Below are 23,680 nucleotides of genomic sequence, written 5' to 3'. Positions count from 1 at the left end.
TTCAGATTAAGGCTTCCCTTTTTCCACGGCGAATAATCATTCAGTTTATCATGTGTATACCACATTTTAATTCTCATTTAAACCGTAGTATATTCTCTGCTAGCGGGGAAAAAACCTAATCGAGATCCATAATCTATCAAATTAGATACAAACTTTGCATTAGGTAATTCGCATACCACATCAACTTCTTGTAAAAAACGTTGAGTATATTGACACGTTGGGATTGATAAAGAATTTTCAGCTGTTTCTTCTAGTAAAGGCACCATTAATTCCAAAGCATATTTTTGTTTATCAGACAATGAATCGTCTTTAAATAAGTTCATAAACTGTTCAGTATTTACAATTTTAATAGGATGACCGCTCTGTTTCAAATATTCAACAAACGGTTTCCATTCCAGTTGAACAGGATTACAAATGTGGAAAGTTTCCCCTCCCGTTTCCTTTGTACATACCAATTGTACAATAGCTTTACTACCAAAATCGATAGGTACTAGATCAATATACGTATGAATGTTCGGTGCAATTTGTAGTAATAAGATAGCTTTTATCAAACGATAAAAAGCATTACCTTCTATATTCTCTTGAAACCTCCCATCAAGTGTTTGCCCTACTAGGTTTCCTACACGATACACTGTTGCTGGGACGCCTTCTTTTATTGCTTCTCTCACTAATTTTTCTGCCAAAAATTTACTTTCCACATATACATTTTCTAACTGCTGTCCTCTGTCAAAGTCTTGTTCAGAGAACAAAAACTCTTTAGCATCATGAGGGGCATGTCCAGAAATGCTAATTGTTGAAATATAATGAAAACGTGCACGTGCTTCTTTACTCATGTCTAATAAGTATTTAGTAGATTCCACATTGACTTGGATAAAATGTTCTCTGTCTCCATAATGACGCACATCTCCTCCACAATGTATGATCGTATCTATTTCTTGAATCAATTGTTTTTTTATATTTGGTGTAAGGCCTAGATGTTCTTTGCTCAAATCTCCTTCAATAATATGAACGCGATGCTTCATTTTTTCTAATATAACCTCGCCAAAGTAAAACTGCATTTTTTCTCGTACTTTGTTTTCCATTGAAGTTTGTTTTTGATTCCGAACTAGGCAATAAATCACTGTATCAGGTAGTAATAATAACTGCTCTAAGATATGGGAACCAAGAAAACCTGTTCCGCCTGTTAATAGTATACAACGAGGTTTCTGTTGTGAAGCATGTATTAATGTATCCCATTTCGTATTGTTTTCTTGCTTATCTATATGAATATTATTTTCTTTTTTATACTCTCCCACCGTTGCTCCTATACTGTTTTCTTGTTGAAGCGCTGTATCTATTTTTCGCGCCAGTTTTTCTATTGTACGATAGTGAAAGAAATCCTGTATACGCAAGTTAGGGAAGTATGGTTTTAGTTTCACCAAAGTAGGCATAATTTTTAATGAGTGCCCCCCAAGAGCAAAAAAATCATCTTTTATGTTTAAGTCTTTTATGTTTAATACTTCTGCCCAAACATTAGCTAGTACCTTTTGTGTTTCTGTAACAGGTGGTTGATGATTTCTATTTTTCCGGTACTGTATTTGATACTGTCCTAGTAGTTTTTGAACATCTATTTTGCCATTTTGTGTGACAGGAATCTCGTGTACACAAACATATCCTTTTGGTACCATATATTCCGGTAAAGTAGCGGAAACATGCTTATAGGTTTCTTCAATACTTATTTCTGTTTGATTATGAACAGTGAAATATGCGTGTAATTCTTTTCCTTCTGCATCAGGTAGAACCACCGCTTGTTGAATGCGAGGCTCTTGCACAAGTACATCTTCAATTTCTCCTAGTTCAATACGATATCCTCTTATTTTCACTTGTCTATCACGTCTACCCATATATTCTACACTTCCATTTGATTCTAGGCGTACTAGATCTCCTGTCCGATATAAAATAGAATGATTTTCTTTAGAAAACGGGTTAGATAAAAATGATTGTTTGGTTCTATCTGGCTGATTTACATACCCGATTGCTGTTCCTACACTCTCAATGTACAGTTCTCCTATTACACCTATTGGACACAGCTGCATGTTTTCGTTTAAGATATAGACTTTTGTATTAGCAATAGGCTTCCCAATAGGAATCTGGGTAACTGTACTATCCACTTTTGTAGAAACAGAGTGATACAACGAACTAACTGTTGTTTCCGTAGGTCCATATTCATTGACAATCTGTACAGTATCACTCATTTCAGATTGCCATATTCGAATAGCCTCTGCAGATGCAGCTTCTCCTCCCATAATTAGCACACGTAAACTTTTTAATGGAATGAGCTGTTTTGAAGAAACTCCATTTGCTAATTGTTTAAAAAAGGCTGTTGCCACGTCTGAAATCGTAATGTTATAAGTAGAAACTGCATCGAAATATGCCTGTGAAGAGTAACGTTGTTCCTCATTTAACAAATGAAGTCTTGCTCCAGTTAATAAAGCTGAAAAAATTTCCGAAACAGACGAATCAAAACTGTGAGAGTAAAACTGAGATAACACATCTTGCTCTGTTATATGGAATGTTTGTGAGCGCCATTCCACTAAATTCAGTACGCCAGCATGTCGGAGTAATGTACCTTTCGGATTTCCCGTCGATCCAGATGTGTAGATCATATAAGCTGTGTCTTCCGCTGTATTTTTGTTTAAGATGTCTTGAATCGCAGACGATGCTAACATATCTTCTATTACAGCTACTTGTTCATAATGAGATAGTGATTCTTTTTTTAGAGAATTTTTCGTTAGAATTAGCTTTGCCTTACTGTCATTTAAAATATACGATACACGTTCTGGCGGATATTTAATATCAATAGGCACATAGGTACCGCCAGCTTTGAGAACCCCCAACATACATACAATACTTTCTAAACTTCGGTCTAAGAAAATGGCAACTACATCATTGAGCTGAATTCCTTTTTCAATCAAATAATGAGCAATTTGATTAGAATAATGATTCACCTCTTCATAAGTATATAACCTATCCTCCGTAGAAATTGCGATCGCATCGGGTCTTTTATACACTTGCCGATAAAAACGTTCCTGTATTGATGAATGTTGTGGTATCGCCATATACGTATCATTCAATTTTTGATACATAGATTTATCTGTATCACTCAATATATTTAATTGACAAAGAGATGTAGTAAAATCTGTTTGTATCATCTGGATAGTTTGCAATAGTTGTTCTGCAAAACGTGAAATCGTTGTTCTTTCAAACAAATCAGTATTATATTCTAAATCCATAATTAGACCATCATCTTCCTCCACAAATGTAAGAGATAAGTCAAATTTACTAATTGCTTGTTCTACAGGTTGTATATCCAATCGATGCAAGTTATGTTGTTGAGCTGAGTACTGTTGATAACTAAACATAGTTTGGAAAATTGGATTATCATGTGCTCTTCGTTCAGGGTTTACTGCTTCAATTACCTTATCAAATGGATAGTTTTGATGTTGGAATGCCAAAAGACATTTCTCTTTTACAACTTCACACAATTCTTTCATTGTAGCTGCATCTGTTGTATCTACTCGAATTGCAACTGTGTTGACAAAGAAACCTTGTACATCTTCAAATGCTGTATGTTGTCTCCCTGTCACAGGTGTTCCTACAATGAGGTCATTCTGCCCACATATCTGCTGTAAAAATTGCGTGTAAGCAGTGAATAGCAGTATGAATAGTGAAACTTCCTCTTGTTGTGCAAGTTTTTTTAATCCTGCCAAATTTATCTGGTCTATTTTCTTAGAAAGCACCGCACCATGATTTGAAGGAGTACTAGGACGCATTCGATCGTATGGTAGTGATAATTGAGGTAGAACGTTTTGGAACTCTTGTCTCCAATATTTTTTTTCTATTTCCCACGTTCCTAACGAAAGATGTTCATATTGCCATGCGACATAATCAACATATCTAACAGTAGGTTTGGTAGCATGCACAATTTTATTTAGTAATATTTCATCATATACCTCCAATAGCTCCTTTAGAAAACGTTGTAAACTCCATTCATCCATAATAATATGATGGAAATTCAAATATAACCAAGAGCAATCTTCACTCTCTGTGAATAGTATCGTTCGGAATAATGGACCCTGTTCTAAATTAAACTCTTTAGAATCAATCTCCCGTATACACTTCAACCTATATGCTGCTTGTTTACTCTTTTTAATTTTGGTAATATCCACGTGTGTAGCTATCGCGTCTATTTCTTCTCGTATGTGTTGCACAGGCTCCCCTTGCTTTTCCATGAAAACCGTTCGAAAAATTTCATGTCGTTTTACAACTTCATATAAAGCTTTGTTCAACATTTTGATTTGTATACCGGGCTGTATTTGTACCTGGATAGGGATATCATATGTTCGATCTTTTGGATACCTTTTGTATAAAAACCAAAGTCTTTTTTGTGCATGGGATAACGGGTAATACGTTTGTTCAGGAATTTGTGGAATTACGTCTTCAATATCTATAGGATTTAATCGGTCTATATAATCAGCACATGTATGAATCGTTCGATATACATATAAGTCTTTTAAACTTATCTGTACACGGAGTCTGGCATGAATACGATTAATGACTTGGACTGTGAGTAAAGAATGTCCACCAATCGTGAAAAAATCATCTTCGATACTTATCTGTTCAGAATTCATCCGTAAAACTTCTGCCCAGATATTTTGTAATTGTATTTCAGTATTTGTATTGGGTGGAATATATCTTTGAGTACGGTTTTCTAATACAGACTCTGCTTGCTTTTGTAATGAGTTATAATCTATCTTGCCGCTCGGTGTTAAAGGAAACGCCTCAACATCTTGCATGTAATTCGGTAGCATAAAATAAGGTAACTTTTCTGAAAGGTATGCTTGAATATCATCAGCAGCCACAATAGCCTCTTTTTGCAATATGTAGAAAGCAATCAATTGCTGATCGCCTTTTTTATTCTGATAAACTATCACAGATGAATGTTGAATAGATGGGTGTCGGAGCATTTGTTCTTCGATTTCTTCTAACTCGATACGATATCCACGAATCTTCACCTGCTTATCTATACGTCCTAAAAATTCAACTTGTCCATCTTGTGTGATAAGACCTTGATCACCACTTTTATATAGTCTTGCCTTAGACGAAGTTGGTAAATTTACAGTTATAAATGATTCTTTTGTTTTATCAGGTTGATTGACATATTTCTGCGCAAGGCTATTCCCACCAATATAAATCTCTCCAGGTACGTACGGTGGACAAATTTGATGCTGTTCGTTCAAAATATAGATTTCTGTATGAGATAACTGTTTCCCAATTGGTATATTTACTTGTGTTTCATTTACCTTGTTGATAATCGGATATGTGGCGACACAGACTGTCGATTCTGTTGGACCATATGCATTTACAATCGGAATTTTTAAATCTACTTTTTCTTGCCATTTTCTTACTGTTTCTGGTAGCAATGTCTCTCCACCAACAAATATATAGTTTAGTGATTTTAATTTTTCTAATTCATGCAGAGACGCTTGCGTTAAGGTATGGAAAAATACAGTAGGTAAAAGACAAAAATTTACTTGTTGCTTCTCAATAGCCTCGATAAAGTGGTTGAAAGATTTTCTTTCTATTTCCGATAAAATATAAAGCCTCCCACCAGTTAACAAACTACTATAGATTTCCCAGACGGATGCATCAAAGATAAGTGATGCAAATTGCAGATGTACGTGATTTTTCTGAAAATGATACGTATCTTTTAAGGATTGTATAAAGTGAATTACTCCCTTATGAGGAATCAATACACCTTTAGGATTTCCAGTAGAACCAGATGTATAAATGATATAGGCGGCATCTTCCGTTGCATGTGTTCGTTTCGCTTGCTCAATAATGGACTGTTTAGACATGTCTTCATATAAAATAACTTTTTGATCTAGTTGAATATGTTGTAAACTGAACTTATGACTTGTAATAATATGAGTTGACTCACTATCCTGTAATATAAAACGAACCCGGTCTACAGGAAAATCTGGCTCCACAGGTACATAGGTACCTCCTGCCTTTAATACTCCAATCATTGAAACAACGGCTTCTATACTACGATTCATGATGATACTTACACGGTTTTGTTTTTGAAATCCTTGGCGCAATAAAGTTTGTGCCACTTGGTTTGACAAGACCCGTAACTCTTGATAAGTGATATTTTGTTGACCCATCGTTATAGCAATACGATCTGGGTGTATATCCGCTTGTTCATCAATGAGTTGATCTAATGTCATAGGCGGCACATTTTTCACAGCCAATGTGTTTTGATAAACATCAATATCCTGTGGTAAAAGCAACTCTAGATTGGATATAGGTTTGTCACTGTTTTCTATCAATGCCTGTAGTAAATGTTGAAATCTATCTATAAAGTTCTGTATGTCGTTTTCATCATATATACCTGCGTTATAATCAATTTCAATATTTAAAGCATCACTTTGGTTTTGAACTAATCGCCATACCATATTAAACACACTTATTCGATTTTGATGTGTAATGACTTTCGTTTCTAAGTCTTCCATTCTGAAATTCGGAAGTTTCACCATGTTGAATACTGTTGAATATAAAGACGTGTTATTTTCTTCTCGATTCTTAACTTGCTGAATCAAATGGTTCAATGGATAATCTCCATGTGCAATAGCCTCTTTTACTGAGTCATTCACTTTTTGAACTAACTCTGTAAAAGTCTCGGTCGGTGAAAATGCTATACGTAGTGGGACTGTATTCACAAAGTAGCCAAATACCTCTCGCGCTTCTTCGTCACTGCTTCTCGTGTTAATTGGCATTCCAACTACCAAGTCTGTCTGATTTGTCATTTGATGTAATAAAACAACATAGATGCTTAGCCATACACGGTATGAGCTAACTTGCTTTTCCTTTGAAAATTGTTTTATAAGGTTAGATAAAGAAGGCTTTATTGCATATTGTAAAGCTCCTCCTTGATATGTTGGTACAGGTGACTTTGCGCAACTTGTTGGAAATTCACTCCACGGTAAGGTACCTTCTAATTTTATACTCCAATATTTTTCTGAAGTAACATAATCCTCTGTTCCAATATAATTTTGATGTTTATGTAAAAGTTTTTCATACATATGTAGTCTATGATTGTTCTTTTCTATTTCAAAAGTTAGATCTAATGAATAGGCCTGTTCTAAATCTTGCAAGAATAATCCTAAACTCCATCCATCATAAATAATATGATGAAACATCATGTGAAGGAGATATTCATTTGGTTCCAACTGATACAGTTGAAACCGAAACAAAGCATCTGAGGTTAGATCAAATCTTGTGTGAAGATTTAATTTCAAAGATTTGTCCAACATCTGATCTCTTATGGCGCTAGGATAGGAAGACCAATCATAAAAATCCATGTTTACATGAAATTGTTCTTTCCTTAATTGCTTCAGACCGTTATTCGTAGATACAATATTCATTTGTAACGCTACGTGTTTCGCTACAACATATTGCAAGGCCTTTTGTAATTTTTTATGATCTAAGTCTCCTTTTATTTGTATAGATACGGGTTCATTATAAATGCCCGCTTCTATGTCCATTTGACGTGCCAACCATAATACTTTCTGATTTTCTGTTACATCGTATTGAGCCTCAGTTATCAACTGGGCATTTTCTACTTTAACAAATCGGTTCATACTGATCCTCCTAATTATTATCAATAGAATACACAATGATAATATTTTAAAATGTATAGTTTTGCTTATATAAATGTGTATAGAAACTCTTGAATGTGAGAAGAGAGGAATATGTTTACTAAAGATTACTAACGCATTTCGCTACGCTTCAGTTGTGGAATTAGTCGTGGCTTGACCCTTATAATAATACAGGTGATCAAACAAAGAACTCACTCCAGTAGGACATGCACTTATAAGTATTATGGAAAGGATATTCATTTCACTTACTAGAGGGAGTTGAAAGATTTTGGACTGTTACTAAAAATTAAAGGGAAATAAAATATAAGAGGTATGGAGTTATATTGCTTTTTTGTTCCGTTACTACACAAACCCCTAGTTCGAGTTTGTAAACGACGCAATAACGGTTACAGTGTAGATTTTAAAAAATCCATTATGTACTTGCTGTGTTAATGAATAACCTTAAGCATCCTCTTTATCAACTATGGCAACCACCCAACGTCAACTAAAACTGAGCTAATCTCGAATGTAAACTTTTCCTACATCAAATTTTATTACCTGTACAAAGTTTTATATTTATATATCGCAAAGCATGGCAATAGTATATGACAGGTATAACAAATTGTCAAATTTTACCAAATAAGCGAGGTAATTGCTCATCTTTTATAAAGCTAGGATGGGTTAAGGACATAAATTCCAATTGCTTGACACAACATCTCGATAGCAATCATTAGTTATAATAACATAAAAAACCAGTATATTTTTGGAATGAATATGACAAATTATCCCTATAAAACTTCTCCTTCCTTTTCAAATATTCTTTGAACTGTACATTCGATTATCAACTAAAGTATTTCAGCAGGTCCTTCTCTCTACCTAATTTTTTATATTGTGTTCTTTTCTATACCCCCTCTTAGCTTATACTCAGTAGTTGAAGATGCAAATCGACTTATACCAAAAGTTCTGATATGCTTGTAATTTTTCTTCAAAAGTCCTATTATTTACCTCGCTTTTGTCCAATTGTTTCATTTTAAAGATATAAATTTTCTTTGTTTAAATGAATAACTGTTCTCTTACAATTTGAAATATTATCTTACTAAGTTATAACGATAATAGAATCCACTCAACCTAATTATTTCTCAGCAACTCTTAGATTTCTTCTAAAAACTAAACGGATAGGTTGGAAGATTTGAATTATCAATAATATTCATAAAAAAGGCAGTAGTAACAAGGACTTGTTCCTTGTTACTACTGCCTTTCTGTTATGTAAAGTCACAATGTATAATCATGTAGAAAACTTTGTATGGTTTTTGCACGGATCGACTACAACCTTAAAAACTGATTCAGATATAAAACATTTTAAAATTTTATAAAGGTAATTGTAAACTTTGTATAAGCATTTTTCACACTTTCAACTTTAATCAAAGCTTGATGAGCTTCAATAATCGCTTTTGTTAAAGCCAAGCCAATCCCTGTAGAATCATGTTTTTTAGAAGTGCTTGCTTTGTAGAATCGATTAAAAATATGTGGTAAGTCTTCAGCAGCAATCCCTTCTCCAAAATCTTGAATTACGAGCTCTGTATAAATCGGTGTATCCATGACTTGAAGTGTGATTTTCTCACCAGGTTTAGAATGCTCAATCGCATTTTTTAGCAAGTTCATCAAAGCTTCTTGCATCCATAATTTATCGTGGATAATCACTACTTCCTCCGTACCGTCCCAGTCAATTGACAAATCCCTTTCATTAATTATATTTTCCAAACGATTCAAAACTTCTTTAATAGTATTCACCAAGTTTAACGGTTCTTTATTAAATGAAATTGCTTTGGCATCAATTTTCGCTACTTTTAACAAGTTTTGAATTAAAACATTCATTCTGGAGATTTGAATTTCATTATTTTGCAATAATTGAACTTGTTTCTGACGGGGCAAGTCTTCAATCAATAACATTTCATTATAGATTGATATAGTTGAAAGTGGCGTTTTTAATTGATGGGATATGTCTTGCAACATTCGTCCTAAAAATTCCTTCTCTACAAGTAAATCCTTCATATTTTTTCTAATGATGTCTTTCATGGAGCGGAATGAAACAGCTAATTTGGCGATTTCTCCTTCTTTATTTTCATTTATTGTAACCGAGTAATCTCCATCAATTATTTTCTTAGCAGTTGATGTAAGTTGCTTAATTTTATTGAAAATAATCTTGTATTGTATATAGTTTGCCAGAAACAGTATTAATCCGAAACAAATCATTCCCAAAAGTATTGTTTGATTAAAGCTAGAAATATGGTTATTTAAAAGTGGAAAAAGTTTCGTCTCCAAATCTTCGTATAATCCATACTGCCTAAAGATTTCTCTCCCTTTCTCCTGATACTTACTTGAATCAGAAGAATTACTTGTAAAGACTTTCATAATTTCTGCTTCATTCTCCGGATTTTGTTCAATCAATTTAGCGGTAATTTCTCCCCAAGCTGTAATAGAATCTGTTTTTAAATGATTGTAAAATATTTGATGTGAAATTAACTGATAAACGATAAATAGAGAAAATAAAACCACCAGTATTATCATATAACCTTTCAATTCGGTATTTTTCATCATCTATTCTCGGTTCACATCCTTATCCCAATGATATCCTAATCCTCTTTTAGTAATGATAAACTGTGGATTTTTGGGGTCATCTTCAATTTTTTCTCTTAAACGCATTATGTATACAGATAACGTATTTTCACCAAAAAAAACATCATCTTCTTCTGTTATTTTCAGTAGGATTTCATCTCTTTCTAATAGTTTGTGAGCGTTTTTCATAAAAGTTAACAAAAGCTTATATTCTAAGGTTGTTAATGGAACAATACCTTGATTTTTATAGACCTTTACTTGGTTCATATCCACCTTTATATTTTCAGATATTAAAATCATTGAAACTTCTTCCAATCTAGCTTGTTTACGTAATTGTACTTTTACTCTCGACATAAGTTCTCTAACCCGAAAAGGCTTTGTTATATAATCGTCTCCGCCAATATCTAGTCCCATTACTACATTTGCCTCTTCATCCAAAGCTGTTAAGAATATAATAGCTGTTGCATGATTTTGTTTTTTGAAGTGCAAACATAAGTCATAACCATTTCCATCCGGAAGGTTGATATCTAAGATAGCCAAGTCAAAAATATTATCATTAAATTGGCTTTTCGCTTCTTTTACACTAGTAGCTCTAATCACCTCATAATCTTCATTTCTTAATGAAAATTCAATGGCTAGACCGAGAGCTTCATCGTCTTCTACAAGTAATATTTTATTCAAGTATATCTTCTCCTTCCTCTCACTCTATATTAGCAGTTACCATCAAATCAGAATAGCCTGACTATATCAATAGCCAGGCCTTTGGTATTATGCTTCTCTTATCGTATTTATAATATTATCCTGTCGGATTCTTCTCAGCGGTAGCAGAACAGATAAATAACTGATTAATAAAGCTGCAACAAACGTAATAAAACAAGCAATATAAGGAATCGACCATTCTGCTTTCAAGAAACCGGAAGTAGCATTATACGTAATAATATATGAAAGTATACAACCGAAAAATATACCTTGCAAGCTTCCAGAAAAACCGTAAATCAGTGCTTCATATGTAATCATTTTTTTCAAATCCTTTTGGGACATACCTATGGATTTTAGTGCAGCCAGTTCTTTTCGCCTAACCAAGATGCTTATAGTAATCGTATTGAAGATATTTAAACTACCGATTAAAGAAATGACCACAATAAAAGCATAGACAAGAACTTTGATGATGAGAACATCTTCATTTTTGGCTTTATTCTCTTCAAAGTTATTGACCACTATAATGGAGTGTTTTTTTCCAATAGTCTTCTGGATGTCTTCAACAGTCGCTAGGGATTGAGTTGTATCCTTCAATTCAATTTTAAAAATTAAGTCTTGTTCGGAAACCTCGGATACATTTTTAATCAACTTTAAATGATCTAAAACTTCCGGATTCTTAGAAGAAACATTATTTTCTTCTTGTAGATAGATTGTAAGATCCGATTCGGACGGATCGTTCACAAGTTTGGATGTTAATGCGATGTTCATTAAAGTTGAAAAAGTAATAAACAATACACTACTTATAATGATTGATAAAATAGTAACGACATAACGATTTTTATTTCTTTTTACATTTTTAATGGCCATACTTAATGGGAATGAAAAAGGTTTTCTTAGCACCTTATTATTTTGTTTTTTGATTCTCTCTTTTTTTATTGACAATCTACTGCTAATTGCCAACAATGGTGATATTCTGCTTGCAAAAAAAGCAGGGTAATAACTGGATACTAATACGGCTATCAGCGTAATAATCGAACTAATCAATAATATCTGCCAATCGATATTGAATACATCTGGACCATCTTCTAATAAAATCAAGAAAATGGTTTGGAGAATAGCTAGTGCCAATAAGCTGCATATAATGCCGATTGGTATGGCTATGATAGCTAACACAAAAGCTTCTTTCATAACAATTTGTCGAATTTGTTTTCGTGTAGCACCGATACTTCTCAACAATCCGAACTGCTTCATTCGTTCTACGACACTGATTTGAAAAGTGTTGTAAATAACAACAATTGTCATAATTACAACAATGCTAATTACAACTACTAGAATAGCCAAAATCGATTGATCCGATTCCGGTTTCAAAGCTCGAATCAAATCAGTATTAATAGCAATGTTATTGTCTTCAGTAATTGAGTTTAATTCGTCTAAAACCTCGTTTAAGTCTGCTTTCTGGTTAATTTCTATTAATATTCTTCCCTCTCCAATAGCAAACTCACTTTTATACGTTAATAATCGCCCCATTTTATCTTTCTGTGTAGAATCATTATTTTTCAGTAAACCTACCAGTTGATATGTTTTTCCATCCAGTTCAAATGAATCACCTAATTGAAGATCTTTTTTTATAGAAGGAATTAACCAGGAATCGATAGCTGCCTCATGAGCATTGGTTGGTAATTTTCCATCCAGTAGACTGTAGGTTAGAAAGTTTAAAGCGTGATGATCCGCGAAATTCATTTGCACAGAAACCTCTCCAAGTGGAAAGATGTCCCCTTCAGACATTAAACCAAACGATTCAATTTGGGGATTATATCTGATTTTATTTAATATCTCTTCATCGTAATCTGAAATACCAACATGAAAAGAAACACCGTTTAATTTCTTAATGTTCTCAATTAGAGAGAGTTGAGATCCTTTCATATACAGACCAATAGTTGAAATTAACGCTACGGAAAGTACGATTCCAATTACGGTCAAAATCGTTCTTTTCATATTCCCCTTTAAATACCTGCTACCTAATTGTTTATAACTGTTGATCAAATTCATTCATCCCCAGCCTTTGATTCTTTTGTAGCTAGCCGTTTATCTGAAATGATTTCGCCGTCTTGTATTGTGATGATCCGATCAGAAGCCGATGAAATATTTAGATCATGAGTAATCATTACAATGGTCTGATTGTATTTTTTCGCCGTGAGTCTTAATAAATCCATAACTTCTTTCGTATTTCGAGTATCTAGATTACCAGTAGGCTCATCAGCAAGTATCAAATGCGGACGATTAATAAGCGCCCTGCCGATTGAAACCCGTTGCTGTTGCCCTCCAGATAGTTCGGAAGGTAAGTGATCCTTACGGTCTTGAAGCCCCAGGATATTAATAATTTCATTTAAATACTCCCTATCTATAGATTCACTATCTAATAACGTAGGTAAAGCAATATTTTCTTGGACATTTAATACTGGTATCAAATTAAAGAATTGAAAAATGAACCCAACTTTTCTTCTTCTGAATACTGAAAGTTCATTATCTGAATATTTATAAATATCATTATCCCCAATGAATACCTTCCCAGAACTAGGGCGATCCAATCCACCTAAAATATGTAGCAGTGTACTTTTTCCAGAACCAGAAGCACCGACGATTGAGACAAACTCGCCTTGCTGAATAGAAAGATCAATTCCTTTTAATGCATCTACCCTGTTATTGCCTTCCCCATAACTTTTCACTATATTCTCCATACGTACAACTTCCATATAAACCAACCTCTTTTCATTAAAACTCAATCTTGTATGTCTACAAAATTCACTTTGTCTTTGCTATCTGGATAAGCTTTCTTAATTGTGCCAAAAATTCCCTCTACTTCTTCTTTATCTTTATAATCAAATTTATTAGCCATTGGAAGCAGTGTAATAAAGGAATCTGGTTCAGTTAACTCATCATAATTTTGGTCATCTAGAATAACAAAATCCATTGGGCTATATCCGTGATTCTTAACATAATGTACAGGTATCATTTGTCCATTCAAATCTATTTGGCAATCTACCAAATCATAATCACATATAGAATAGAACAAATTTAGTGAACCGGATTATTCTTTAATTTCATGAACAGGGTCTGAAATGGTAGACACACTGTTTGGTTCTTCTCTTGCTCTAATAATTCCTTTCCTAATAAATTGTTCAGCTGTATTAATAACAATATACTTTCTTTTGATTCACCTTTTTTGTTACTAAGCACTTCGCTTTGAATCAACAGTTCGTTCGGTTTTATATTTATATTCCTGCTTAACTTTATTCACATCTTTTTCCGTGCCGATAACTACTATTCCATTGGCCGGTTGTGGTGGAACGTTTTACTCCGAATTCTATGCCTATAAAACTTTCTTCCTCCTTCTTTACTCGCTGTCTAAATTATAGACTAGATATTCTTTATATTTGAATAACTGTTATCTAACTACTTATTTTCTATTCTTACTCATTTGTAAGAATAGCTACTTTTTCCTGTGTTAGGAAATGGAAATATACTTACTGCAGGAGGAATTAGGATTGAAAGCGCTTTTGTAGATGTTAACAACCTTCGAAGCTAGAAAGTATTCCTATTATCCAAACATAAAAGGATATTTCTTATAGTTTTTATTAGGTCTTTATAATTCACTACCAATCAAAAAACATAGAAAAAAAGACTAGCTTGGCTAGTCTTCTTCAATTATGCAGCTATTGGATTGGCAACACACGCTTTATTGTCAATCCTTTTATAATCTAAGTCTATTAATTTACAGGGTAGCTGTTGCAACTTAACTTAGCTCAATAAGAAAAGCTCCTTTGACGTAGCTTGATCTTGAACTCTTGCGCCCGTTAGCCATCCATGTCGTGTAAATCCACAGAAAATGAAAGATAATTACGTTCTTTCAACTTTCCGACATACTGATTCTCCTTATTCCTTACCACAATCATAACAACGTTTGTCTTGTCATCATCTCCGTATATACGTAGTTCCTTTTCTAATCCACAAACTATGCAAAAGTCAAAATGTATTTGCGGAAGTATGCCCTCTTCTGCTAATGGAACCCACTCTTTCTCATATAATTTCTTTGTCATACCATAATCGATAAAAACAAGTTTACCATAATTGTTTAAACCGTAATTACTACTGTCTATTAAATCAAAGCAGTCGAAGTTTTTATCTAATATTTCTAAAACCTCATCAAACAAATTAGGGATCAAGCGTCGGTTTTCTTCAACTTTCACCTCATAGGACTGATTATTCTTTAGTTCTAAAGGTTTGCAATATTTTTGTACAGAAATGAATTCATCAACATATTATGTCTGGGCGAATAATCGGCCGAAACCTTTATCAGCCATTGAAGTATAAATTTCTAATTCATTTTTTGATTGTTTATAACCGATTGGATGCAAATGCACTTTTATTACATAATCCAAAACTCTATATACTTTTCTTGTAGAACCTATGCCAACAAAATTTCCATCTCTACAATACTGATTCCAATTTTGAATTATTTGTTTAATCATTGTTTTCCCTCCTTGCACAACTAAAAACTTAACTGTATATAAATTTAATACTTTGTTATTTTTGCCCTCTTAAAGTAACATACTTCGGTAGTTCAATAAGAAAAAAAGAGGTGCCTATGCAACTCAATTATCTTCACGGAAAGCCTCCGTTAGCCATCCATGAACCGCAAAATTCAGCTCTTCACCACAGAAATAAAAGATGATTAAGTTCTTTCCTGGGAGTTTAAGAAGAACAGCCAAAATATAAGCCAACTAACAATGCAAGAACTACTCCCCAAAATAAACCCATCCTAACATTAACGTTCATTCTTAAGAAGTCAAATGGGTAAGTATGTAAATAGTATTTTTTATGTATAACCACGCCTAAAATCTGATCATTTCTTATTTTGGTAGGGAAGGATCCTACCTTATATAATTTGACACCTTAATTTCATTGACAGAAAAAGGTTTTAACAACATGAAATGACGGCTGCTTTACAAGCAACCGTCATTTTCACCATAGTTTATAGTGCCTTGGAAGCCTGATGAATTAGTGCAGCTACCATTTTATCCATTTGTGCAAAACGATCGTCTTTTGTTTGACCATTCACGTATCGATAATAGATTTGCTGACATATTACAGCTAATTTAAAGTAGGCAAATGTAATATAATAATCGATGGCTGAAACATCACGCCCGCTTTTCTCTGCATATCGATTAATGAATTCTTGACGTGTGTAGAACCCTGGTAAAGTCGTTATTGGCGGTTCTCCAAATGCGTATAGTAGCATTTTTGGGTCATCTGCATGCATCCAATAGCTCATGGCTACACCTAAATCTGCTAATGGATCCCCTACAGTTGTCATCTCCAAATCAAAAAGACCAATCATCTCTGAGAAATCGCTTGTAAACATGGCGTTATTAAGCTTGTAATCATAATGAATAATGGTTGCTTCATGATTAGAAGGTACTCGATTCTTTAACCACTTTGTCAATGTCGCTACTTCAGCATGCTCTGCCGTTTTCGCTTTGTCATAGCGCTCAATCCATCCATGTACCTGCCGTTCCATAAACCCTTCTGGCTTTACCATGTCCTTTAGCTTCGTTTCCTTATATGGTATTGCATGAAGAGCAACAAGTGAATCAACCATCTTTTCTGATATGAGCCGTCCTAAATCCTCCGTATTTTCAGTTCCAGGTGGAAAATGAGTATCGAGTACGATACCCTTTTTGCGTTCCATTAAAAAGAAATCACTACCGATAATCTCTCGATCTTCAACGTAAACATAAGGTTTTGGTACAGCAGATAAAAATGGATGTAATGCAGATATAATCGTAAACTCACGTTTCATGTCATGGGCTTTTTTGGCGACTGGTCCATGTGGAGGTCGACGAAGAACAACTTCAAATTCGCCTACTTTTAGGCAATAAGTCAAATTTGAATGTCCGGCACTAAACTGTGAAATTTCTAGCTTCCCTTCTGGTAACTCTGGAAATTGACTCTTTAGAAATGAATGTAATTTCACTTCATCAATACGTTCACTTGCCCTTACTTGTATCGTATCCATTGTACCCCTCCCTTAAATGATTGAACTCATACCGCCATCTACAACTATGACGTCCCCCGTAATATAATCTGAGGCAGCCGCGGCTAAAAATAATGCAACGCCTTTTAGGTCATTTTCAGTTCCTAAACGTTTTAACGGCGTCACGCCCATTAAATAATCTTGTCCGCGCTCAATTAAAACTTTTGACATTTTTGTTGGGAAAAATCCTGGGGCAATCGCATTTACATTGACGCCATATGGCCCCCATTTTACGGCTAAATCTTTTGTTAGAGTAATGACCGCACCTTTACTTGCGTTATAGCCAATTGTATCCATGAAATCAGGTAATGTACCACCAAGCCCTGCAACCGAAGCGATATTGATAATTTTCCCGCTCTTTTGTTCTAGCATTATATTGCCGACAGCTTGCGTCATTAAAAATGTACCATTGACGTTAACATCGAAGACTTTTTGCCAGGCCTCATATGGCATTTCAACAGCTGGAGTACCCCAAGACGCCCCACTGTTATTAACTAAAATATCAATTTGACCGAATGTTTCAAGCGTTTTTGACACTACATTCGCGATATCCTCTGGCTTTGTCACATCACAAGCAAGCGCTAATGTTTGTACACCTAATTCAGCTAATTCTGACGCTACCTCTTCGCATGCCTCAACCTTTCTTGAACAAAGTACAACGTTGGCACCTGCTTCGGCAAAGCCTTGTGCAATTTGAGCGCCAAGACCACGCCCTCCCCCTGTTACGATAGCCGTTTTCCCCTTTAAGCTAAATAAATCTAGTACCGTCATTTCACCAGCTCCTCATGTTTTTTGGCATGCTTCTTTAGCTCCAACTTGGCGACTGTGTTACGATGCACTTCATCCGGTCCATCCGCTAATCGTAATGTACGGGAATTTGCCCATTGTGCTGCAAGCGTCGTATCAGGCCCTACTCCAGCAGCACCGAATGCTTGAATCGCTCGGTCTATCACTCGTAATGCCATATTCGGTGCCACTACTTTAATCATGGCAATTTCTGCTTTCGCCTCTTTATTCCCAACTGTGTCCATCATATACGCTGCCTTAAGCGTTAACAGTCTTGCTTGCTCAATATCAATACGGGACTCTGCAATACGCTCACGCATTACACCTTGGTCTGCGAGTGGTCGATGGAAAGCGTGTCGCTCACTTACTCGCACACACATTTCCTCTAATGCACGTTCAGCAGCTCCAATCAGACGCATACAGTGATGGATACGACCTGGCCCTAAACGACCTTGTGCAATCGCAAAGCCTTTGCCTTCTCCCCACAAAATATTTTCAACAGGTACTCGAACATTCGTAAACGTCACCTCACCATGTCCTTCTGGTGCGTGATCATAGCCAAATGCAGTAAGCATACGCTCTATTTTTACTCCTGGCGTATCCATCGGCACTAGAATCATCGACTGTTGCTCATGAATAGGTGCTGTAGTATCTTTATGTTTCCCCATAAAAATAGCGATTTTACAGCGAGGATCTCCAGCTCCTGTTGTCCACCACTTATGTCCATTTAAAATATAATAATCACCATCACGTTCAATACTTGCCTCGATATTTGTTGCATCACTAGACGCTACTGCAGGCTCAGTCATTGCAAAGCAAGAACGTATTTCTCCACGTAGTAACGGCTCTAGCCATTGTTTTTTCTGCTGTTCTGAGCCGTAACGCACAAGTACTTCCATATTTCCCGTATCTGGCGCATTGCAATTAAACACTTCAGGGGCAAGTAAAGAGCGTCCCATTATTTCACATAAAGGTGCATATTCTAAATTCGTCAATCCCGCACCGTATTCACTATCTGGCAAAAATAAATTCCATAGGCCCGCTTCTTGTGCTTTGTGCTTTAATTCCTCCATAATTGGTGGGATCGCTCCCCAACGATCTTCCATTGCTTCTACCTGTGCAGCAAACACTGCCTCATTTGGATAAATGTACTGCTCCATAAAATTTGTCAGCTTCTCTTGTAATTCGACTACTTTTTCACTATAAGAAAAATTCATAAAAAAGCCCCCTTTATTTGAACATCAAAATGACAAATGAATGAATATTCATTATTATTCTTACATTAAATGTTACCGCTATATTTCTTGTAAATCAATGTCTATTAAACAAAAATTTGAATTATAGAGAAAATTCATACTTAAGGCAGTGTTTTTAGGGATAGAAAATCTCATTACAATAAAAAAATACAAGTTAAAACACTATTTTGCCATAATATGTATCTTCAAACCACAATAGCGTCGATTGAGTTTATTTATCGCAATGTGCACTTCATCAAAAAAAGAGTAACTTTTCATTCATTGAAGTTACTCATCTCACTTAATTTAATCTTTAACTTTATTTTTGTGTCCATTAGCTAACTTCATAGCGAAAAACTGAGGGATTAAAATTAAAATACTCACAATTACTAATATAACCACTATCCCATCCTGCCCCTAGCTTGTCTTCCATCCTACCGATAAAGTAAAAGGACATAACTGCCGATACAATATTGCCGATAATAAAAGGAATTAAGTTCCCAAGAAAAGCAAGAAGTGAAGTCACTACAATGATCAATAAGTAGCTGAGCATTGATCGGTTAGCTAAATCTTGGTACATTGAAAAATAAACAATAAGGAAAACAGTATAAACAGACTATTAGAATACCAATTACTATTTTTCTCATATTGTCACCTTTCATATATATTTAGAATTCACGAAACATCCCAAAACTATTTTAGGTTATCAACGTTCTACAATCATTTTTCTCTTAGTTTCATTTTTAACATAATCCATCAACCGTGGTATTTAAGCTTTCAATATTCTAAAGTTTTTTGCCTATCTCAATAATATCAGTAAGCAATTCACGAATAGCCAAAGGTAAATGGCGATTTTTTAAGTACACCACATAAACATTTCGTCGTAAATTGGGGCAATCTACTTCTTTTTGTACAATAGTTTTAGCTGTAGGACCTTTTAAATAATTTTCTGGTAGAATGGTAACGCCTAAATTTTCACGAACGAGAGATACAGCCGTTTCAAAACGTTCAATTTCAAATTGGATATTAATGTTTTTTCCAGCCTTTTCAAATGCATCTAAAATGTCATGTCTCGTTTGAAAGCCCCCTGTACTAATAATAAAAGGCTCTTCACTTAAATCTGCGATCGTCAACTTCTCTTTCTTCGCTAATGGGTGATTTAAAGGTAAAACGGCTACAAGTCGCTCTTCATATAAGCAGTTAACTTCGAGCTCTTCATCATCCATTATCTGATTTGTAATAATTAAATGTGTTTTATAGCTTTTAAGCGATTTTTCAACACGCTTACTCCCTAAAATATCTACTAGATGAATCATCATTTCTGGATATTCTTTTTTATACTCTGTAATGACTTTTGGGAGCCAATGCTTAATCGATTCCATCACGCCTATCGTTATGTCACTTGTGCCACGTACAATAACCTCATCCATTTCTATTTTTAAAACTTCCATGTTTTTCAATATAACGTTTGCTCGTTCATATAAAAGCTCGCCTGCTTCTGTTAATTGAAGATTTCTTGTATTCCTTTCAAGTAAAGGTGAGCCAATTTCTTGCTCTAATTTTTTAATAGCATTACTTAGAGAAGGCTGAGAAATATGCAGTTTTTCAGCTGCCTTCGAGAAATTCATTTGGTCCACAACTGCTAAAAAATATTGTAATTGTTTAAAATCCACAGCAACATCCCCCCACATTTATAGTTTTAATCTATAGATTAATATTAATTATATATTAGCATTTATAATTATGTGAATATATAATTTATTCATAACAATATTTTCACTAGAATAATATTGGAAATGGGGTTGATGAAGATATGTATATAATGACAGATCAAAAACAATGGAAAGGCCGTATAGATTCTACGACTAATACGAGTAGTTACCGCTTACATCAAAAAGTGGAAAGAATTCCAATTAATGATGTAAGCGCTTCAGATAATCAGCATGCCGGAATTGTGGGCTTTATATGTGATGAAGGTGTACGTCGTAATCAGGGGCGTGTAGGGGCAGCAAGTGCACCTAATGCTCTGCGTGAATCACTATCTAGCTTACCTTGGACATTTAATGATGAACAGCAAATTATAGATGTTGGTAACGTTCTTTGTCTTAACCACGCATTAGAAGATTCACAACATGAGCTCGGCGAAATTGTCAAAACATTGCTAAATAAAAAAATACAATGTGTCGTGCTTGGCGGTGGACATGAAACATTATACGGGCATTATTTAGGCGTTCGTGCAGCGTTACCTAAAGATGCAAAAATCGGGATCGTCAACATCGATGCTCATTTCGATTTACGACCATACGATGAGCAACCATCTTCTGGTACAATGTTCCGGCAGATTTTAGAACAGGATGCGCTTGCCGATTACTTTGTTTTAGGTATACAACGTTTCGGCAATACAAAAGAACTATTTGATAAGGCCGATGAATTGCATGTGAATTATGTGTTAGAAGAAAATATGACGCCAGAAAATAAAGCGCAAATCATGTATGACCTTCAGCAATATATGGATAATCATGATTATATTCTCTTAACACTTTGTATGGATGTACTAAATGCTGCATTTGCACCGGGTGTTAGTGCTCCATCACCGTTTGGACTAGATCCAAAAACGGTACGTACGATACTTCAACAAGTCACTTCACATCCAAATACACATTCTTTTGATATTTGTGAGGTAAATCCTTCACTGGATGAGAATGGACGCACAGTTAAACTAGGTGCTTATTTTGTATATGAAGCACTAAATCACTTACTTAGGAGATAAGGTTCATGATCGAAATTAATCAAATTACAACAGTATTTCTAGCAGTTGCACTATTCGCATTGGGCGGCTGGCTCATCAATAAAATCGGTTTTTTAAAGCGTTTTTGTATACCAGCACCTGTTGTTGGCGGCTTATTATTCGCCGCATTGGCCACTATTCTAAAGACAACTGGCGTATTAGAAATTTCGCTTGATACGTCATTACAAAGCTTATTTATGATTACATTCTTCACAACAATTGGTTTAGGAGCAAGCTTTAAACTAGTGAAGCTTGGCGGAAAATTATTAATTATTTATTGGTTGGCTTGTGGTTTCCTAGCATTAATGCAAAATGTTATTGGTGTATCTCTTGCATCGCTCATGGGGATTCATCCATTAATCGGTATGATGGCTGGTGCTGTTTCTATGGAAGGTGGCCATGGTGCCGCTGCAGCATTTGGACAAACATTAGAAGACTTAGGTATTTCATCAGCCATGACAATCGGTGCGGCTGCGGCTACATGTGGTTTAGTAGCTGGTGGCTTAATCGGTGGTCCGATTGTCAAATACTTAGTTGGTAAATATAATTTAACGCCAAATGAACAAGAAACAAAAGAAATTGATTTTGAAAATAAAAATGAACAAATTACATCCGATTCATTCTTTACACAAGTATTATTAATTACGTTCTGTATGGCTGTAGGGACATATGTTGGAACATTATTCTCAGAGGCTACTGGCTTCGTACTACCTGGCTATGTCGGTGCAATGTTCGTAGCTGTACTAGTGCGCAATATTATGGATAAAATAAAACCTGAAGCGATTAACATGAAAAGCATTTCTTTAATCGGCGATGTGACATTAGGTGTTTTCCTATCAATGGCGCTCATGAGTGTTAAATTATGGGAAATTGCTGATTTAGCACTGCCACTATTCATCATTGTTTTTGTACAAGTATTCTTCATTGTCTTATTTAGTATATTTGTCTTGTTTAAGATTCTTGGAAAAAATTACGATGCTGCGGTGATGGTTGCCGGTTTTGCTGGTCACGGTTTAGGGGCAACGCCAAATGCGATGGCCAATATGTCAGCAGTTGTCCAACGTTTCGGTCCATCTCAAAAAGCATTTCTTGTTGTACCAATTGTAGGAGCGTTTTTAATCGACGTCTTCGGTATTCCAATTATTATTACGACGATCAATTTATTTAAATAAAGCTCTGTTAAATTTAATATTTATTTCTGAAAGAAAATATGGGGAAACCTTTAAACTGAGGTTTCCCTGTTATAAATTTAGTTCGTATTGTATTAGTTGGCTGTTCATTCCAAAATATTCTTCATTACCTACTCTACTTATTTCTTTAAATCCTATCTTTTCAAGCATTTTTCGTGAACGAACATTAGCTTCGTGTGTTTCTGCGTTAAAAGTTGTAATTCCTAATTTCTTTGTGGCAAACTCCATCATACATATGGCAGAATTAAATCCAATCCTTTTCCCCCACAGCCCATTTTCACCAATTGCAATACCTAATTCAGCAGTATTACCTTTAATACAGGCTAAATCTGCATATCCAACTATTTTATCGTTAAACTCTATACCCATTCGGATAAAATCTTCAGCTACATTGTTAACACATTTGAGCCACCATTTATATAGTTCTTCGGGACTTCTATTTAACTCCCATCCATTGGCTAAACAAAAAGAGTCATCCATACTCCATTTTAAGGCAGTTTCATAATCATATAGGGTTAAAGGTCTTATCTTTATGCATTGTGAAAGATTCTTATTAGTAGTCATTTCTATTCCTCCGAATCTTTAAATTGAAT

Annotated in this window: 15 protein-coding genes; 2 read left to right on the top strand and 13 right to left on the bottom strand. The window is 34.9% G+C overall.

Annotation, left to right across the window (positions count from 1 at the left end):
- Window positions 1–77: 77 nt before the first annotated feature.
- The 12 genes from C7Y47_RS15080 to C7Y47_RS15025 form a co-directional block, all read right to left on the bottom strand.
- The gene (locus tag C7Y47_RS15080; RefSeq protein ID WP_142509523.1) at window positions 78–7,682 is read right to left on the bottom strand and encodes a non-ribosomal peptide synthetase; all 7,605 of its coding nucleotides are present in this window, start codon (window positions 7,680–7,682) and stop codon (window positions 78–80) included.
- Window positions 7,683–9,038: 1,356 nt separating this feature from the next.
- Complete coding sequence (locus tag C7Y47_RS15075; protein WP_142509568.1) at window positions 9,039–10,274, bottom strand: HAMP domain-containing sensor histidine kinase; 1,236 nt, start codon at window positions 10,272–10,274, stop codon at window positions 9,039–9,041.
- Window positions 10,275–10,277: 3 nt separating this feature from the next.
- On the bottom strand, window positions 10,278–10,976 hold the full coding sequence (locus tag C7Y47_RS15070; protein WP_142509522.1) for a response regulator transcription factor: 699 nt from the start codon (window positions 10,974–10,976) through the stop codon (window positions 10,278–10,280).
- A gap of 87 nt (window positions 10,977–11,063) precedes the next feature.
- Window positions 11,064–13,037 (bottom strand): ABC transporter permease, encoded by a 1,974-nt coding sequence (locus tag C7Y47_RS15065; RefSeq protein ID WP_142509521.1) that lies wholly within the window; start codon window positions 13,035–13,037, stop codon window positions 11,064–11,066.
- Between the two features lie 2 nt (window positions 13,038–13,039).
- Window positions 13,040–13,747, bottom strand: coding sequence for an ABC transporter ATP-binding protein (locus C7Y47_RS15060; RefSeq protein ID WP_142509520.1), 708 nt, complete (start codon window positions 13,745–13,747; stop codon window positions 13,040–13,042).
- Window positions 13,748–13,773: 26 nt separating this feature from the next.
- A complete protein-coding gene (locus tag C7Y47_RS25710) occupies window positions 13,774–13,965 on the bottom strand; it encodes a hypothetical protein (RefSeq protein ID WP_366151275.1) in 192 nt (63 codons plus the stop codon).
- 883 nt (window positions 13,966–14,848) lie between these two features.
- Window positions 14,849–15,217: a hypothetical protein gene (locus C7Y47_RS25705; RefSeq protein ID WP_255505198.1), complete on the bottom strand. Its 369-nt coding sequence runs from the start codon at window positions 15,215–15,217 to the stop codon at window positions 14,849–14,851.
- Between the two features lie 96 nt (window positions 15,218–15,313).
- A complete protein-coding gene (locus C7Y47_RS25700; RefSeq protein ID WP_255505197.1) occupies window positions 15,314–15,523 on the bottom strand; it encodes a hypothetical protein in 210 nt (69 codons plus the stop codon).
- Between the two features lie 503 nt (window positions 15,524–16,026).
- Entirely contained in the window at window positions 16,027–17,070 is a 1,044-nt protein-coding gene (locus tag C7Y47_RS15045) for a phosphotransferase family protein (RefSeq protein ID WP_142509519.1), read from the bottom strand.
- A 12-nt stretch (window positions 17,071–17,082) separates the two neighbouring features.
- A complete protein-coding gene (locus C7Y47_RS15040; RefSeq protein ID WP_142509518.1) occupies window positions 17,083–17,859 on the bottom strand; it encodes an SDR family oxidoreductase in 777 nt (258 codons plus the stop codon).
- Window positions 17,856–19,091 carry an acyl-CoA dehydrogenase family protein gene (locus tag C7Y47_RS15035; protein ID WP_142509517.1) on the bottom strand — a complete coding sequence of 412 codons (1,236 nt, stop codon included), beginning with the start codon at window positions 19,089–19,091 and terminating at the stop codon, window positions 17,856–17,858. The genes C7Y47_RS15040 and C7Y47_RS15035 overlap by 4 nt, the downstream gene beginning before the upstream one ends.
- 803 nt (window positions 19,092–19,894) lie before the next feature.
- Window positions 19,895–20,782 (bottom strand): LysR family transcriptional regulator, encoded by an 888-nt coding sequence (locus tag C7Y47_RS15025; protein ID WP_142509516.1) that lies wholly within the window; start codon window positions 20,780–20,782, stop codon window positions 19,895–19,897.
- Between the two features lie 140 nt (window positions 20,783–20,922).
- On the opposite strand from C7Y47_RS15025, the gene hutG reads away from it, so the two are divergent.
- Window positions 20,923–21,879, top strand: coding sequence for a formimidoylglutamase (gene hutG / locus C7Y47_RS15020; RefSeq protein WP_142509515.1), 957 nt, complete (start codon window positions 20,923–20,925; stop codon window positions 21,877–21,879).
- A gap of 5 nt (window positions 21,880–21,884) precedes the next feature.
- Window positions 21,885–23,069 carry a sodium/glutamate symporter gene (gltS, locus tag C7Y47_RS15015; RefSeq protein WP_142509514.1) on the top strand — a complete coding sequence of 395 codons (1,185 nt, stop codon included), beginning with the start codon at window positions 21,885–21,887 and terminating at the stop codon, window positions 23,067–23,069.
- A gap of 69 nt (window positions 23,070–23,138) precedes the next feature.
- On the opposite strand, the gene C7Y47_RS15010 is transcribed toward gltS, so the two are convergent.
- Window positions 23,139–23,651, bottom strand: coding sequence for a GNAT family N-acetyltransferase (locus C7Y47_RS15010; RefSeq protein WP_142509513.1), 513 nt, complete (start codon window positions 23,649–23,651; stop codon window positions 23,139–23,141).
- Window positions 23,652–23,680 lie beyond the last annotated feature (29 nt).

Source organism: Lysinibacillus sphaericus (genome assembly GCF_006864135.1).
Classification (GTDB): Bacteria; Bacillota; Bacilli; order Bacillales_A; family Planococcaceae; genus Lysinibacillus.
Note: the sequence above shows the minus strand (reverse complement) of the source record. Positions and strands in the feature narration are given on the sequence as shown.

Bases quoted from the DNA above. Each gene is read 5' to 3' on its own strand.
- gltS (WP_142509514.1), top strand. From the start codon at position 21,885: ATGATCGAAATTAATCAAATTACAACAGTATTTCTAGCAGTTGCACTA.
- C7Y47_RS15010 (WP_142509513.1), bottom strand. From the start codon at position 23,651: ATGACTACTAATAAGAATCTTTCACAATGCATAAAGATAAGACCTTTA.
- C7Y47_RS25700 (WP_255505197.1), bottom strand. From the start codon at position 15,523: ATGATTAAACAAATAATTCAAAATTGGAATCAGTATTGTAGAGATGGA.
- C7Y47_RS15075 (WP_142509568.1), bottom strand. From the start codon at position 10,274: ATGAAAAATACCGAATTGAAAGGTTATATGATAATACTGGTGGTTTTA.
- C7Y47_RS15035 (WP_142509517.1), bottom strand. From the start codon at position 19,091: ATGAATTTTTCTTATAGTGAAAAAGTAGTCGAATTACAAGAGAAGCTG.
- C7Y47_RS15080 (WP_142509523.1), bottom strand. From the start codon at position 7,682: ATGAACCGATTTGTTAAAGTAGAAAATGCCCAGTTGATAACTGAGGCT.
- C7Y47_RS15060 (WP_142509520.1), bottom strand. From the start codon at position 13,747: ATGGAAGTTGTACGTATGGAGAATATAGTGAAAAGTTATGGGGAAGGC.
- C7Y47_RS15040 (WP_142509518.1), bottom strand. From the start codon at position 17,859: ATGACGGTACTAGATTTATTTAGCTTAAAGGGGAAAACGGCTATCGTA.
- C7Y47_RS25710 (WP_366151275.1), bottom strand. From the start codon at position 13,965: ATGGATTTTGTTATTCTAGATGACCAAAATTATGATGAGTTAACTGAA.
- hutG (WP_142509515.1), top strand. From the start codon at position 20,923: ATGTATATAATGACAGATCAAAAACAATGGAAAGGCCGTATAGATTCT.
- C7Y47_RS15045 (WP_142509519.1), bottom strand. From the start codon at position 17,070: ATGGATACGATACAAGTAAGGGCAAGTGAACGTATTGATGAAGTGAAA.